Here is a 13984-nt window from a genome sequence, read left to right on the forward strand (position 1 = left end):
AGAGCCTTACGCCGCCTGCTGGTCCTCCCTCGGCATGTCGCCGACGGACTCTGGGAGAAAGCCAAGCAGATAATCGGCAACCTTGCTGGCCTTGGAAGCAGCCCGGATAATGGCGCGATTGTCTTCGCGCAAGACTTCAAGCCATGAGCCGATATAGTCAGCATGCCGCACCGTCGGCACGATGCCGAGCGAGGCACAACTGAACGCAGACGAGATTTCCGCAACCAGCTCCTCAAAGGCATACTTCTTGGTACCGTAGCTGCCTGACAGGTCGCGATTGAGACGCGATGGATGGCCACTGGCATGCGCCAGCTCGTGGAGGGCCGTTCGATGCCAATTGATTGGTTCAAAATAGGCCTGCGGAGGCGGCACCTGCACATAGTCTTCCGTCGGCATAAAGAAGGCTCGGTCGCCGCCGATGCGGAAGTCGATGCCGGTCGCCTTGATCAGGTATTCGACCTGCGGCCGGATCAGACCCGGCGGCGGGGGCGGCGCCGTTGTCGCGATCTCTGGAGGCAGGCCGTTGCACTGATCACAGTTGAAGACCGTGAACTGCTTGAGGAACGGAATGGCCTGCGCTTCCTCACCGGTCTCATGTGCGCGGCGCTTTTCGCAGGCGGGCACAAAGCGGTCGGCATAGACGACGGTGGTGCCGCGCTCGCCCTTGCGAACGTGACCACCGAGCGACAGCGCCTGGCGGAAGGTAAGCCAGCTCTGCCCTGTAAATCCCTGTTCGGTAGCAGCACCCCATAGAACTAAAATGTTTATGCCGTTGTATTGGCGGCCGGACGCCGCACTCTTCGGCAAGGCCAGAGGCCACTTCGCCGCCGCGGTGCCCCAAGGCTGCACCCACGGCACTCGGCCAGCCTCTAACTCGACTATAATCTTGTTGGTGATGTCGTCGTAAAGGTTGGCCCGGTCCTTACCGATGCGCGCGTTAGGATAATGTCTGGACATCGCGGGTCTCCGCGACGGGGACCGCGAGCCTCTCTCGCAGCCTGTAACCCGTCATGGCAAAACCCGGCCGACACTCTGACTCTCTCCTCCTACTTGAGAGAATGCGAAATCTGTGACGCAGCCCGTCTTGCATCGTATCTTCATGGGAATTGAGTTGAGCTACCGGGCCGCAGGCCCCACGAGGCGTGCGCCAGGGCGTATCGCCCTATGGAAAATGGCACCCGGAGAGCGTGAGCATAGCGACCCGAAGGGGCACGCGGGTCCGAGTGCAGCGACGAGACCGGTTCAATAGCGGCACCCGGGAACGGGGCAGTGATAGCGATCGCCGCAAGGCGAGCCCCTTTTCCGAGTGCCCCCGGCGAGGAGCTCCGCTATCCCTGCGCGAGGGATCGAAGCCGGATGGCCGAGACGCAGCGCGGCTCGGTTCACAAGAGCCCGTTGCGGCGCAGCCGCACGCGCGCAAGCGGGAGAACTCGCCAGGGCTTGACCAGAGGACCTCGTTTCGTCGCTTGAATTCGTCGGCGCGCAGAAAAGTCTCTTAGTCCCTATTTACCGATCCCGGCGCAGTTCGGGTTGCATTCCCGCCTTGCATCGTCCATCCGGCTCAAGCGCATCACGAGGGGCCTGCAGCTCACGGATATCTGCAACTATTCAGTCCTAATACGTGAGTGACAATTGAACCATTTGAACAATGGCCGGCCGAGCAGTGCTCAGCCCAGCAACCATAGCCTGCTTAGTCCAACCCACACGTTCAAATTCCGACGTTCGAAAGCGATCCGAAGGCTTCGATACAAGTCTCCCATCGGACCTGTCGGATTGACTATTGACCTATCATCCAAAGCAGCTGCCTGCCGGATACCGGCCCCTGCCAACGGAGCGCCGCAACTGTTCCCATTTTCTTTCGCGGTCGACATTGGCTTTCTTGGAGAACTACACACCAAAGGCTTCCTTTTTGCGCGCCAATCCAGCCTTTTCCCGCCCGGCCGCGCTTCGCAGTAGAGGTGCAAACTCTTTGGCCGTAACACTCCGCTTAATCCGCAATCCGAACTCTCGCTCCCCCGACCAGGGGCGAAGAGCAATCTGGATCGACCAGATCCCGTCTCGTTCGTCAGTGAAATCAGCACATGTTACACCACGGGCATTCAGCAGTGAGATCAAACCGCTTAGTCTCGCCGCGCACCGCACTACCTGCCCGCTACCCTCTCGCTGGAACCTGGCCCACGATGATGAGAGCGGACATGGCCGCCGCTTACCTTGACTTTGGAGACACAAGCGAACTCATGCGGGCGATCAGCCGACGAGACGCCCCCCCGCCAATCGGCTTTCGCGGAACAGGGCGTTTGCGCCAGCCAGTTTGGTCGAAGGCGACTATGGATCACTTCGCAGCGTCGACCGGAAAAAGAGATCTTAAGCAGGGGGAGAATCTTTTATGCCTGGTGTAATTTCGCTTGAAAAGGCACCGCATCTGCCCCGTTATTGTCGCCGCAAAATATTAGCGAAGAATAGAATAGCCTACTATTTTGCACCCCCAACCTGGGCTCGTCGACAGGGCTGCGATTTAAACCCTGAAGCTCTAGGCTGCGATTACGCAACTGCCGTCGAGCGGGTAGAGAAAGTCCTTTTGCCGGCGTTCGACAGTTGGCACTCACGGGGTCTAAGCGACATCATGCCGGCGACTATCGAACCCGGCACGTTCGACTGGCTCGTCGGCGTCTTCCAAGCTCACCAGAAGTGGACCGAAATCGAAAGCGCTACGCAGCGGCACTATACAAAAAGTCTCGCACTGTTCGCCAATCACGAGCTGAAAGATGGAAGTCGCGTTGGGTCTAAACAGTTGTCCGATTTCACCAAAGCGTTCGTCGACGCGGTTTATCGAAAATTATTGTTCGTGACGAAAGTCAATAACAGTGGAGAGGTCGTCGTTCGCGAGCGTCGTCGCTATATAACTATGGCCATGGCGGCCTGTCGCCGTGCTTGGTTCGTTGGTCAGCGTGCTCAAGAAAGGATCGTACCAGCGACCAATCCGTTTTCCCGGATGGGACTAAAATCTCATCCGCCTGGGCGACCGATACGGCCCACACCGACCGCAACTTGGGACGAACTCGTCGCGTTCAGAGCTGCCGCGAGAAAGCTTGATTACCGCTCGATCGCAACAGCTGCTTTATTGTCGTGGGAGTGGCTGCAACGAGAGCAGCACGTGTTTGGCGCCTTCGACATTTCGCATTATCGACCCAGCGAGCGGCCAAATAGCGTCAGAATCGTGCATCCGAAGAATGGAGAGGAGGCCTGGTGGCCACTATCAGACGAAACGGGCACCCCTCTCTTTCCTGAGCTTATGGAGGAACTCGACGAGATCAAGAGGACCACCCTCTCCGGCCTGGTATTCCGTCGTGATCATGCGCATCGTCAGTCGGCTATCCCGCTCCCATGGATTACCCCACGCAAGGATCTCCGCTATCTACGTAGTGTGGTAAAAACCATCATCACAGAGGCTGGCCTACGTCAGGAGCTTTCTTTTAGGTCCTTCCGACACGGAGGATTTACCGAGGGCGCCGACAGCGATCTCACGGATGCAGAGTTGCGCGCGGCTGGTCGTCATAGATCAAGTCGCCAACTGCCAACCTACGCCAAGCGTACGTCCAGGCAGTTGATCATTGCCACAAAAAAGCGTCGCGAAGAGCGGACAAGATCTCTCCTTATTCGGCTAAACGCCAATCTCTCCTCGGAATAAAGGTACGTCGGCCGATGGCAGCACGATCAATGCGCTGAAAGGATCGCCTATTTTCCCGTCCATACCGGCTTACGCTTCTCACTGAACGCTTTCAGCCCTTCCTTGGCGTCCTCGGTCATCGCGAGCAGCGCGATCTGGCTTTCGGTGTAGGCGATGCTCTCGTCGAACGACATCGAGGCGATGGCGCGCATCGCGTATTTGCCGCGGCGAATTGCGGTCGGGGATTTATCGACGATGCGGCCGATCAGCCAGTCGACCTTGGCGTCCAGCTCCGCCGCGGGCACGACGTAGTTCAGCAAGCCCGCTCCCTGCGCCGCTTTCGCGTCGAACGGCTCGCCGGTCAGCGCCCATTCGTTGACGAGGCGAGGTGGAGCAATGGACTGCAACAGGCTCAACACCTGCATCGGGAATACGCCGACCTTCACCTCCGGCAGACCGAAGATGACGTGATCGGCGGCGATGGCCATGTCGGTCATGCAGAGCAGGCCCATGCCGCCGGCCATGCAGACGCCGCTGAGGCGCGCAATCGCGGGCTTGGTCGCGTTCTGCGACAAGCGCAGCAGATCGGCATAGTCGACATTCGGCTTCGAATGATCCATCGCGAAGGCCGCGCCGGAGTTCTGCAGATCCGCGCCGGCGCAGAACGCCTTGTCGCCCGCGCCCGTCAGCACGATGATGCGGACATCCTTGTCGTCATGCGCGTCGCGATAGCCGCGCGTGATGCCGGCGATAACCTCGCCATTCAGCGCGTTGCGTTTCTCGGGCCGGTTGATGGTGATCCAGAGCGCCTGCCCGCGCTTCTCGGTGATCACGGCTGTGGTGTCGGTCATGGCGCGCTCGCTTCCTTGGGCTCTCCGTTTTGCAGCCATTTGCGGCAGCTCGGGCGGAAGGTGCAAGCGCAATCTGCGGCGCGGTGCCGCTTTAGCGCCTCGACACAAACTTGTAGCGCGATCGAGGCGCGTGTGCGGCTCAGGCCGCGACTGCTTTCCTGATCCAGACCTTGTTGTCGTGGAACGCGGCGCCCCCTATCGGCGCGATTGTGTCCGCGCCCGTCAGCATATTGATGCCGCGCTCACCGATATGGTTCTTGTTGGGATGAACGGACTCCGCGATCAGCACGCCGCGGCGCACGCCTTCGAACAGTGTGGCGATCAGCGTGGTCTCGCCGCGGGTGTTGCCGAGCGTCACGGCATCGCCATCCGCGATGTCGAGCGCGGCCGCATCCAGGGGATGGATCATCACGCTCGCCTTGCCCTCACGCGCCTGGGAGGACGGCGTCTCGTTGAAGGTGGTGTTGAGGAAGCTGCGCGACGGGCTCGTGGCAAGCCGGAACGGATGGGCCTGGTCGGTATGCTCGATCACCGCCCAATGGTCCGGCAGCGACGGCATCTTGTCGAAGTCGCCCATCTTCTGGCCGAACGGCGGATGCGCCCAATCGGCCTTGAAATGGAATTTCTTGTCCGCATGGGCGAAGCCGTCGAGATAATGCGACGTGCGGAAGTCCGGCTGCAGGTCGCGCCAGAGATCGGCTTCGAGGCCGGCAATGTCGCCGTGATCGCTCAGCTTCAGCGTCGCGTCGATCAATTCACGCGGCGTCAGCTCGAATCCCGGATGCCTGGCGCCAAGCCGCGGCGCCAGCGCCTGCAGCACCTCGTGGTTGGAGCGGCATTCGCCGGGCGGATCGATCAGCTTCGGTCCGACCGAGATGTGCTGGTGGCCGCCGCCGTAATAGAGATCGTCATGCTCCATGAACATCGTCGCCGGCAGCACGATGTCGGCCATCTCGGCCGTCTCGGTCATGAACTGCTCGTGCACGGCGACGAACAAATCCTCGCGCGCAAAACCCTGCCGCACCAGTGCCTGCTCCGGCGCCACCGTCATCGGGTTGGTGTTCTGGATCAGCATCGCCTTGACCGGACCCTTGCCGTGCAGGGCCTTGGAATCGCCGGTGAGGATGCGGCCGATCTGCGACTGGTCAAGCGCGCGGATAGTTGGGTCGATGGCGTCGTGACCTTCGATGATGGATTCGTTGAAGTGCCACAGCGCGTAATTGTTGAAGAAGGCGCCGCCGCCTTCATATTGCCAGGCGCCGGTCACCGCGGGAATGCAGTTCGCGGCATGCATCTGCGCCGCGCCGTTGCGCGAGCGGGTGAAGCCATAGCCGAGCCGGAAGAAGGCCCGCTTGGTCTCGCCGACCAGTTTGGCAAAAGCCTCGATCTCCGCTACCGGCACGCCGGAAATCGCGGAGGCCCATTCGGGCGTGCGCGTCTTCAGATGCGCCTCGAGCTCGCCAGGGCAATCGGTGTACTTGTCCATATAGGCGCGATCGGCATAGCCGTCGCGGAACAGGACATGCATCACGCCGCAAGCGAACGCGCCGTCGGTGCCGGGCCGCAGGATGATCTTGATATCCGCCTGCTTCATGGTCTCGTTGTCGTAGATGTCGACGGCCGCGATCTTGGCGCCGCGCTCCTTCCGGGCACGGGCGGCGTGCGTCATCACGTTGACCTGCGTGTTGACGGGGTTGGTGCCCCAGATCACCACCAAATCGGACAGCGCCATCTCGCGCGGATCGACGCCGGCGATCTTGCCGGTGCCGATCGCGAACCCGATGCGGCCAACGTTGGCGCAGATGGTCTGATAGAACCGCGAATATTTCTTCACATGCGTGAGCCGGTTGAGGCCGTCGCGCATCACCAGCCCCATCGTGCCGGCGTAATAATAGGGCCAGACCGATTCCGCACCGAACTCGCGCTCGGCCTGGTTGAAGCGATCCGCGATCTCGTCCAGCGCCTCGTCCCAGCTGATCCGGGCGAATTGGCCGGAGCCCTTCGCACCCGTGCGGCGCAGCGGATACATCAGCCGTTCAGGATGATGGATGCGCTCGGCATAACGGGCGACCTTGGCGCAGACCACGCCGGCCGTATAGGTCTGCTTTTTCGAACCGCGGACGCGACCGATGCTGCGTCCCTCGACCACCTCGATATCGAGCGCACAGGCCGACGGGCAATCATGCGGACAGGTCGAATGGCGGATTTCGATCTTGGCGTGCTGGTTCATGTCCAATTTGGTAACACCAAAATACCCCTCAGCCGAGGGTATTTATCCGGCAACGCCCATGCGATTTGCTCAGACCGTGTGCGCCGCCGGTTCCTGCCGCGACCGCGAAGAGCGGCGCCGCCACACCGAAAACCGCCCAATATTCCAGGCACCATCGGTCTTGTGAGGCGTCGACAGTCCGCCTCCCCTGCCGCTACAGTGCCGGCCAACAAGAACGACATCAGGGAGGTGGGTGTGACGGCCCGACAATTCATGCTGGCGCTGGCCGCCGGCCTGCTCAGCGCGTCCTCCGCAGCCCCGTCCCTGGCGCAAGACTATCCCAACCATTCGGTCCGGATCGTCGTGCCCTTTGGCGCCGGCGGGCCGGCCGATGTCGCGGCCCGGCAGATCGGCAATGCGCTCCAGGAGAGTTTTGGCCAGCCCTTCGTGATCGAGAACCGCACCGGCGCGGGCGGCGTCATCGGCACGGTCGAAGCGGCGAAGTCGCCTGCCGACGGCTACACGCTCCTGATGATGTCCAACACCCAGACCGCGAACGAATCCCTGCTGACGCCGGATAAACGCAAATACGAGCTGATGCGCGACCTCGCGCCGATCGCACCGGTCAACTCTTCCGATCTCGTCATCGTGGTTAACCCGCAAGTCGCAGCGAAGACGCTGCAGGAGTTCGTCGCGCTCGCCAAGTCGCAGCCGGGCAAATTGAACTACGCCTCCTCCGGCCAGGGCACGCCCTATCACATGGCCGGCGAGCTGTTCAAAGCCATGGCCGGCATCGACCTCGTCCACGTGCCCTATCGCAACAGTGGCGAGGCACGCAGCGGCGTGATCGGCGGGCAGGTGCAGATGATGATCGACGCCGTGCCGGCGATGGCGCCGAACATCGGCGAGAACCAGGTCCGCGCGCTCGCGACCACCGGCAAGCAACGCTCAGCGGTGCTGCCGAACGTGCCGACCGCGATCGAGGCGGGGGTCGCAGGCTACGAAGCCACGATCTGGCTCGGCCTGATGGCGCCGGCCGGCACGCCAAAACCTGTGATCGACAAGCTCAATGCCGCCGTGAACGCAATGGTGAAGCGGCCCGACATCGTCAAGCTCTGGACTGCGCAGGGCGCGGTGCCGATGTCAATGACGCCGGAGGAATTCGACAAATTCCTGCGCGGTGACATCGAAAAATGGGCCGACGTGGTCAAGAAGTTCGACAAGTCCTGAGGCTGTAGAGCGACAATGCCTACCATTCAATTCCAGCTCAACGGCACGGCCGCGGCCGTGGATGCCGATCCGGATCAGACGCTGCTCGACGTGCTGCGCAGCCGGCTCGGCGTTACAAGTCCGCATTTCGGCTGCGGGGCCGGCGAGTGCGGCGCCTGCCATGTCATGGTCGGCGACCGCGCGATGGCCTCGTGCGACCTGCCGATGTGGTCGGTCGCGGACAAGGACGTCGTCACGGTGGAAGGCCTCGGCACAGCGGAGGAGCCGCATCCGCTGCAACGCGCCTTTATCGCCGAGCAGGCGATGCAATGCGGCTATTGCGTCTCGGGGATCCTGATTAGCGCGGCGGCGCTGCTGAAGCGCAATCCGTCGCCGACGGAGGCTGAGGTGAGAACCGCGCTTGATCGCAATCTGTGCCGCTGCGGATCGCACAATCGCATGGTCCGCGCTGTGCTGCGGGCGGCCGCGGAGATGGCGACATCATGAGTGCGCCGTCCCCTACCCCGACACTGCCGGTCAGCCTTGCGGCCAATCCCAAGCTGTCAGCCTGGGTGAAGCTCATCGGCGAAGGCCGTGTGGCGATCTCGCCCGGCAAGGTCGAGATCGGCCAGGGCATCGTCACGGCCCTGGCGCAGATCGCAGCGGACGAGCTCGACGTCGATATTGGCCGCATCGAGATGATCCGCGCCTCCACGGCGGCAAGTCCGAACGAGGGCGTCACCTCGGGCAGCCTTTCGGTCCAGCAGTCCGGCCGGGCGCTGCGCCACGCCTGTGCCGAAATCCGCCAGCGCTTCCTCCTCGCAGCATCGGAGCGTCTCGGTGTCGATGCGTCGCTGCTCGACATCCATGACGGCACGATCTCGGGCCCCGGCAATGTCAGGACGAGCTATTGGGAGTTGGCCGCTGACGTCTCGCTCGACCACGACGCCAAAGCCGGTGCGACAGCGAAGATCGTCGCCAAACGCACTGTGGCCGGACATTCGGTCCAGCGCGTCGACATTCCCGACAAGGTGTTCGCACGGCCGCGCTTTATCCATGACTGTCCGCTGCCGGACTTGCTGCACGGACGCGTGCTGCGGCCGGACATTTCCGGCGCCAGGCTGATCGCGCTCGACGAGACGGCGACGCGAGCCGTTCCCGGCCTCGTCGCGATCGTCCGCGACGGCGGCTTTGCCGGCGTGGTTGCCGACGGCGAGGCAGCGGCGGAAGCCGCGCTGAAAGCCTTGCGCAGGGGCGCGACATGGTCGGCTGGTGAGCCGCTGCCCGATGAAGATGATCTCGCCGGATTCCTGAAGAGCCAGCCGATCGAGACCACCGTGATCGACACCAGGACCACTGCGGCAACGACAAAGAACGCTGCTCGCACCCTCCGCCGGCAATACATCCGTCCCTACATCGCGCATGCCTCGATCGCCCCGTCCTGTGCGATGGCACAATGGAGTGGCGATCGTATCCATGTCTGGACCCACAGCCAGGGCGTCTACCTGCTGCGCGCCGACCTCGCTATCGTGCTCAAGCTGCCGATCGAGAGCATCGTCGTCGAGCACATGGAGGGCGCCGGCTGCTACGGACACAACGCGGCCGATGACGTCGCGCTCGATGCCGTGCTGCTGGCGAAAGCGGCCGGCGGCCGTCCCGTGCGGGTGCAGTGGTCGCGCCACGACGAGATGGCCCACGCGCCGTTCGGCGCGGCGATGGCGATCGAGATCGAAGCCGACCTCGATGGGGACAACGAGATCGTCGGTTGGCGCCATGCGATCTGGAGCAACGGCCACGCGGCGCGGCCCGGGCGCGCAGCACAGCCCGCGCTGCTTGCCGCAACCGAGATTGCGACCCCCTACCCGCGCATGATCTCGACCAATCCGCCCGCGGCCAATGGCGGCGGCGGCGACCGCAACTCCGTTCCGCTCTACGACCTCCCGGCCTGGACGGTCACGAGCCACCGGTTGCTGACCATGCCGGTGCGGACCTCGGCGCTGCGGACACTTGGCGGACAAGGCAATGTGTTCGCCATCGAGTCCCTGCTCGACGAGATCGCCGCCCTGCGCGGCGAAGACCCGATCGCGTTCCGCCTGCGTCATCTGCGCGACGAGCGCGCGAAGGACGTCATCCGGGCCGCGGCACGACGCGCGCAGTGGAAACCGCAGAAGCAGTCCGGCATCGGTCATGGCGTGGGCTTCGCCCGCTACAAGAACATGGGGGCCTATTGCGCCGCGATTGCGGAGATCGAGGGCACTGACAACATCCGCGTGAAGCGGCTGACGCTTGCGGTCGATGTCGGCGAGGCCATCAACCCGGACGGCGTCATCAACCAGATCGAGGGCGGCGCGATCCAGGCGACAAGCTGGGTTCTGAAGGAACGCGTCCGCTTCGACCGCACGCGCATCACATCGACGTCCTGGACCGACTATCCGATCCTCACCTTCAGCGAGGTGCCAATGGTGGATGTCGAGATCGTCCAGCGGCCGGAGATCGAGCCGGTCGGCGCCGGCGAGGCCGCCCACGGCCCGGTGACGGCGGCGATCGCGAATGCCGTTTACGATTGCCTCGGCGTGCGCGTGCGCGACCTGCCGATCACCCGCGACAAGATCATTGCAGCCATGGAGCAGGCGTCGTGACGACAGTGAGCATTTTGAGTGGAGGCGCGGCGCAAGGCCTGGTGCGCGGCCTCGGCGATCCCTTCAAGACGCAGACCGGCTTCGGCATCGACGGCGAGTTCGGCGCGGTCGGCATCATGGCGAACAAGCTGCGGGCGGGAACGGCGGCCGATCTCGTCATCCTGACGCAAGCGCTGCTTGCAAAGCTTGCCGAAGAGACGCTCGTCATCCCAGCCTCGATCTCGGATGTCGGGCGGGTCGATACCGCGCTGGCGGTCCGGAGCCGCGATCCCAAGGTGACCGTGAAGACCGAGGCCGATTTGCGCGAGGTACTGCGCAGCGCCGACGCGATCTACGTGCCTGATACGAAAGCCTCGACGGCGGGACAGCACGTCGCAAAGGTGCTGGATCAGCTCGGCATCGCCTACGAGGTCGCTTCGCGCCTCAAGATCTTCCCCAACGGCGCGACCGCGATGCGGGAGCTTGCGGCGTCCACCGCCGCGCATCCGATTGGCTGCACGCAAGCGACCGAGATCATTGCAACCGACGGCATCGCGCTGTCAGGAGCGCTGCCGCCGGGCTGCGAGCTCGTGACGATGTATACGGCCGGCGTGACCACGCGGGCCGTACATCCACAAGAGGCGGCCGCGCTGATCGCGTTGCTGACCAGCGCAGACCGCAGGGATCTGCGCCAGCGCGCCGGCTTTGCAGGCTAGATAATCGCCCTATGTGTGCAACTGGGTGAGACCGGTCGGCGGACCGTCGACAGCGGTCCAGCCACCATCGACAAACAATGTGCTGCCGCTGACATAGCTCGCGGCGTCCGAGGCGAGATAGGCGACGGCTGTCGCGACCTCGTCGGCGCTGCTCCAGCGGTTGAACACGGTATGGCCGGCGTAGAGATTGTAGATGTCCGGACGCTGCTTGAACGGGCCGGTCAGCGCGGTCTCGGCGATGCTCGGCGCGATCGCGTTGACGCGCACGCCGGAGCGTCCAACCTCCGAAGCAAAGCCCTTCACCAGCAGGCCGATGGCGGCCTTGGTCGAGCCGTAGACGCCAAGGCCCGGCTCGATCGTCACCGCCCGCACCGAGGAGCAGGCAATGATGCTGCCGCCCTTCTGCTCGACCATGATGCGGCCGAAGGCCTGGAAGAACCAGACCGTGCCCTTGATGTTGAGGTTGAGGACGCGGTCGAGATCCTCCTCGGTGTAGTCGAGGATGGTCTTGCGGATGTTGAGCCCGGGCGTCGTCACCGCGATGTCGAGCCGCGAAAATTTCTGCATCACGGTCTTGGCCAGTGCGTTGACGTCCGCAGCGCTCGCCGCGTCACACGCAGCCGCCTCCGCCCAGCCGCCGTTCTCACGAATGCCGGCGGCGGTTGCTTCAGCACCTTCAATCGCACGATCGGCGCAGACGACACGGGCGCCGAGCCCGGCCAGCGCCTCGGCCGACGACTTGCCGATTCCGGAGGCGGCGCCCAGCACCACGGCCGTCTTGCCGGTGAGATCGAAGAGCTTGCGATAGTCGGTCACGGATAGATTCTCCCTGCGTTGCTGCTAGCCCTTGTAGCCCATCAGCAGACGGGGCAGCCACAGCGAGAAGGCGGGGACGTAGGTCACGAACATCAGAGCTGCGATCAGGGCGGCGTAGAACGGCAGGATAGTGCGCATCACCGCGCCCACCGAGATGCCGCCGATGGCGCAGCCCACGAACTGCGTCGTCCCGACCGGCGGGGTGTTCAGCCCGAGCGCGCAGTTGATCAGCATCAGCATGCCGAACTGCACCGGATCCATGCCCGCCTTCATCGCGATCGGCAGGAAGATGGGCGTGCAGATCAGGATGGTCGCGGCCATGTCCATGAACGTGCCGAGCACGAACAGAATGACGTTGATGAGCAGGAAGATGACCCAGGGCTGGTTCGAGACCTTGCCCATCATCTCGCCGGCGAAGTCGGCCACCTCGTAAAGTCCCATCAGATACTGGAACATGGTAGAGACGCCGATCAGCAGCAGCACCACGCCCGTCGTCTTCACCGCCTTGGCCGCAGCGCGCAGGAAGTTCGGCAAGGTCATGGTGCGGTAGATGAAGAACGTCAGCAGGATCGTATAGGTGACCGCGACGGCCGCGGATTCGGTCGCCGTGAAGACGCCCGACAGGATGCCCGCCAGGATGATGCCGACGATCAGAAGGCCGGGCAGAGCGGCCGCGAACGAGCGAAAAACCGCGGGCCAGCCCGGGAACTTGCCGGCCGGATAGCCGCGCTTCACCGCGACCCCGTAAGCGGCGACCAGCATGCACACCATCAGCACCAGCGCCGGCAGGAGGCCGGCGGCGATCAGCGCTCCGATCGAGACCTTACCGCCGGCGGCGAGCGCATAGATGATCATGTTGTGACTGGTCGGCATCAGTGCTCCGACCAGCGAAGCATGGGTCGTGACGTTGACGGCATAGTCGGTGTCGAAACCTTCCTTCTTCATCATGGGGATCATCACGGCCCCCATCGCCGACACGTCGGCCACGGGCGAGCCGGACACGCCGCCGAACAGCGTGCAGGCGACCACGTTCGACATGCCGAGCCCGCCGCGGATGTGTCCGACGAGATTCTTAGCGAGTTGCACGATCTTGTCGGCGACGCCGCCATGCAGCATCAACTCACCGCTGAAGACGAAGAACGGGATGGCGAGGAAGGAGAAGATGTTCATCCCCGACATCATCTGCTGGAAGATGACCGCGACCGGGAGGCCTTCGTAGAGGATGGTGCAAATCGCCGAGAGGCCGATCGCGAAGGCGACGGGGACGCCGAGGACGAGGAAGCCGAAGAAACTGGCGCCGAGAATGATCAGTTCCATGAGGGGACGACCTCTTCGCCGCGCAGGAGAGCGATGATGTGCTCGATTGAAAAGGAGACGATCAGGACGCCGGAGGCGATCAGCGGCACGTAGCGGATGACCTCGGGCAGGCCGAGATTGGGGATCTTCACCGTTCCGACCGAGGCTCCGAGGATCCAGCCGTTATAAGCCATCGCGAGGCCGAACCCGGCCACCAGGACGTGGATCACAAGCTCGATCTTCTCCCGCGCATGATCCGGCAGCATCACCAGCAAACTATCCATGCCGATATGTCCGGCATCGCGCACGCCGACCGCGGCGCCGATCAACGTGACATACAGGATCAGAACCAACGCAAGGTTCTCCGTCCAGGTCGGGCTGGAATTGAGCACGTAGCGTCCGAACACCTGGTAGAAGACGATGGTGACGATGACGAGCAGTCCGGTCACCGACAGATACATCCCTAGCCGAGCGACAGGAGCATTGATCCGGGACAGCAAACCGGTGGACGGGCGTCCGGCTACGTCCAGTTCGTGGTCTGCGACGTGAGGGTCTGTCATCCAAGTCTCCTTGCAAGTCTCCTTGCGCGCCTCCAACGCGTC

11 protein-coding genes are annotated in these 13984 nt (G+C 63.3%); 5 read left to right on the plus strand and 6 right to left on the minus strand.

What is annotated here, in order from left to right:
* Nucleotides 1-6: 6 nt before the first annotated feature.
* The gene (locus tag IVB47_RS07880; protein WP_247460879.1) at nucleotides 7-957 is read right to left on the minus strand and encodes a zincin-like metallopeptidase domain-containing protein; all 951 of its coding nucleotides are present in this window, start codon (nucleotides 955-957) and stop codon (nucleotides 7-9) included.
* 1666 nt (nucleotides 958-2623) lie between these two features.
* Here IVB47_RS07880 and IVB47_RS07885 point away from each other — a divergent pair.
* Nucleotides 2624-3688, plus strand: coding sequence for a hypothetical protein (locus IVB47_RS07885; RefSeq protein ID WP_247460880.1), 1065 nt, complete (start codon nucleotides 2624-2626; stop codon nucleotides 3686-3688).
* A gap of 47 nt (nucleotides 3689-3735) precedes the next feature.
* Here the strand turns inward: IVB47_RS07885 and IVB47_RS07890 are convergent, their stop codons facing one another.
* Complete coding sequence (locus IVB47_RS07890; RefSeq protein ID WP_247460882.1) at nucleotides 3736-4518, minus strand: enoyl-CoA hydratase/isomerase family protein; 783 nt, start codon at nucleotides 4516-4518, stop codon at nucleotides 3736-3738.
* Between the two features lie 139 nt (nucleotides 4519-4657).
* Entirely contained in the window at nucleotides 4658-6748 is a 2091-nt protein-coding gene (locus IVB47_RS07895; RefSeq protein ID WP_247460884.1) for a molybdopterin-dependent oxidoreductase, read from the minus strand.
* Between the two features lie 252 nt (nucleotides 6749-7000).
* On the opposite strand from IVB47_RS07895, the gene IVB47_RS07900 reads away from it, so the two are divergent.
* Genes IVB47_RS07900 through IVB47_RS07915 form a run of 4 tightly spaced genes read left to right on the plus strand, consistent with a single transcriptional unit; the run spans nucleotide 7001 to nucleotide 11270 of the window.
* Nucleotides 7001-7957 (plus strand): tripartite tricarboxylate transporter substrate binding protein, encoded by a 957-nt coding sequence (locus IVB47_RS07900; protein WP_247460991.1) that lies wholly within the window; start codon nucleotides 7001-7003, stop codon nucleotides 7955-7957.
* Between the two features lie 15 nt (nucleotides 7958-7972).
* Nucleotides 7973-8443, plus strand: a complete 471-nt coding sequence (locus tag IVB47_RS07905) for a (2Fe-2S)-binding protein (RefSeq protein ID WP_247460886.1) — start codon at nucleotides 7973-7975, stop codon at nucleotides 8441-8443.
* Entirely contained in the window at nucleotides 8440-10575 is a 2136-nt protein-coding gene (locus IVB47_RS07910) for a molybdopterin cofactor-binding domain-containing protein (protein WP_247460888.1), read from the plus strand. The genes IVB47_RS07905 and IVB47_RS07910 overlap by 4 nt, the downstream gene beginning before the upstream one ends.
* Nucleotides 10572-11270: a substrate-binding domain-containing protein gene (locus IVB47_RS07915; protein WP_247460889.1), complete on the plus strand. Its 699-nt coding sequence runs from the start codon at nucleotides 10572-10574 to the stop codon at nucleotides 11268-11270. The genes IVB47_RS07910 and IVB47_RS07915 overlap by 4 nt, the downstream gene beginning before the upstream one ends.
* A 9-nt stretch (nucleotides 11271-11279) precedes the next feature.
* Here IVB47_RS07915 and IVB47_RS07920 read toward each other — a convergent pair whose 3' ends face one another.
* Genes IVB47_RS07920 through IVB47_RS07930 form a run of 3 tightly spaced genes read right to left on the minus strand, consistent with a single transcriptional unit; the run spans nucleotide 11280 to nucleotide 13942 of the window.
* Nucleotides 11280-12086 carry an SDR family oxidoreductase gene (locus IVB47_RS07920; RefSeq protein ID WP_247460892.1) on the minus strand — a complete coding sequence of 269 codons (807 nt, stop codon included), beginning with the start codon at nucleotides 12084-12086 and terminating at the stop codon, nucleotides 11280-11282.
* A 24-nt stretch (nucleotides 12087-12110) separates the two neighbouring features.
* Nucleotides 12111-13403: a TRAP transporter large permease gene (locus IVB47_RS07925; protein ID WP_247460894.1), complete on the minus strand. Its 1293-nt coding sequence runs from the start codon at nucleotides 13401-13403 to the stop codon at nucleotides 12111-12113.
* Entirely contained in the window at nucleotides 13394-13942 is a 549-nt protein-coding gene (locus IVB47_RS07930) for a TRAP transporter small permease (protein WP_007612645.1), read from the minus strand. Before IVB47_RS07930 ends, IVB47_RS07925 begins: the two co-directional genes overlap by 10 nt.
* Nucleotides 13943-13984: the final 42 nt, after the last annotated feature.

It is taken from the genome of Bradyrhizobium sp. 62, assembly GCF_023073035.1.
In the GTDB taxonomy this organism is placed as follows: domain Bacteria; phylum Pseudomonadota; class Alphaproteobacteria; order Rhizobiales; family Xanthobacteraceae; genus Bradyrhizobium.

What these genes read in the sequence shown, in the direction of transcription:
- IVB47_RS07890 (WP_247460882.1), bottom strand. Translation starts at nt 4,518, where the DNA reads ATGACCGACACCACAGCCGTGATCACCGAGAAGCGCGGGCAGGCGCTC.
- IVB47_RS07900 (WP_247460991.1), top strand. Translation starts at nt 7,001, where the DNA reads ATGCTGGCGCTGGCCGCCGGCCTGCTCAGCGCGTCCTCCGCAGCCCCG.
- IVB47_RS07910 (WP_247460888.1), top strand. Translation starts at nt 8,440, where the DNA reads ATGAGTGCGCCGTCCCCTACCCCGACACTGCCGGTCAGCCTTGCGGCC.
- IVB47_RS07925 (WP_247460894.1), bottom strand. Translation starts at nt 13,403, where the DNA reads ATGGAACTGATCATTCTCGGCGCCAGTTTCTTCGGCTTCCTCGTCCTC.
- IVB47_RS07885 (WP_247460880.1), top strand. Translation starts at nt 2,624, where the DNA reads ATGCCGGCGACTATCGAACCCGGCACGTTCGACTGGCTCGTCGGCGTC.
- IVB47_RS07880 (WP_247460879.1), bottom strand. Translation starts at nt 957, where the DNA reads ATGTCCAGACATTATCCTAACGCGCGCATCGGTAAGGACCGGGCCAAC.
- IVB47_RS07895 (WP_247460884.1), bottom strand. Translation starts at nt 6,748, where the DNA reads ATGAACCAGCACGCCAAGATCGAAATCCGCCATTCGACCTGTCCGCAT.
- IVB47_RS07905 (WP_247460886.1), top strand. Translation starts at nt 7,973, where the DNA reads ATGCCTACCATTCAATTCCAGCTCAACGGCACGGCCGCGGCCGTGGAT.
- IVB47_RS07930 (WP_007612645.1), bottom strand. Translation starts at nt 13,942, where the DNA reads ATGACAGACCCTCACGTCGCAGACCACGAACTGGACGTAGCCGGACGC.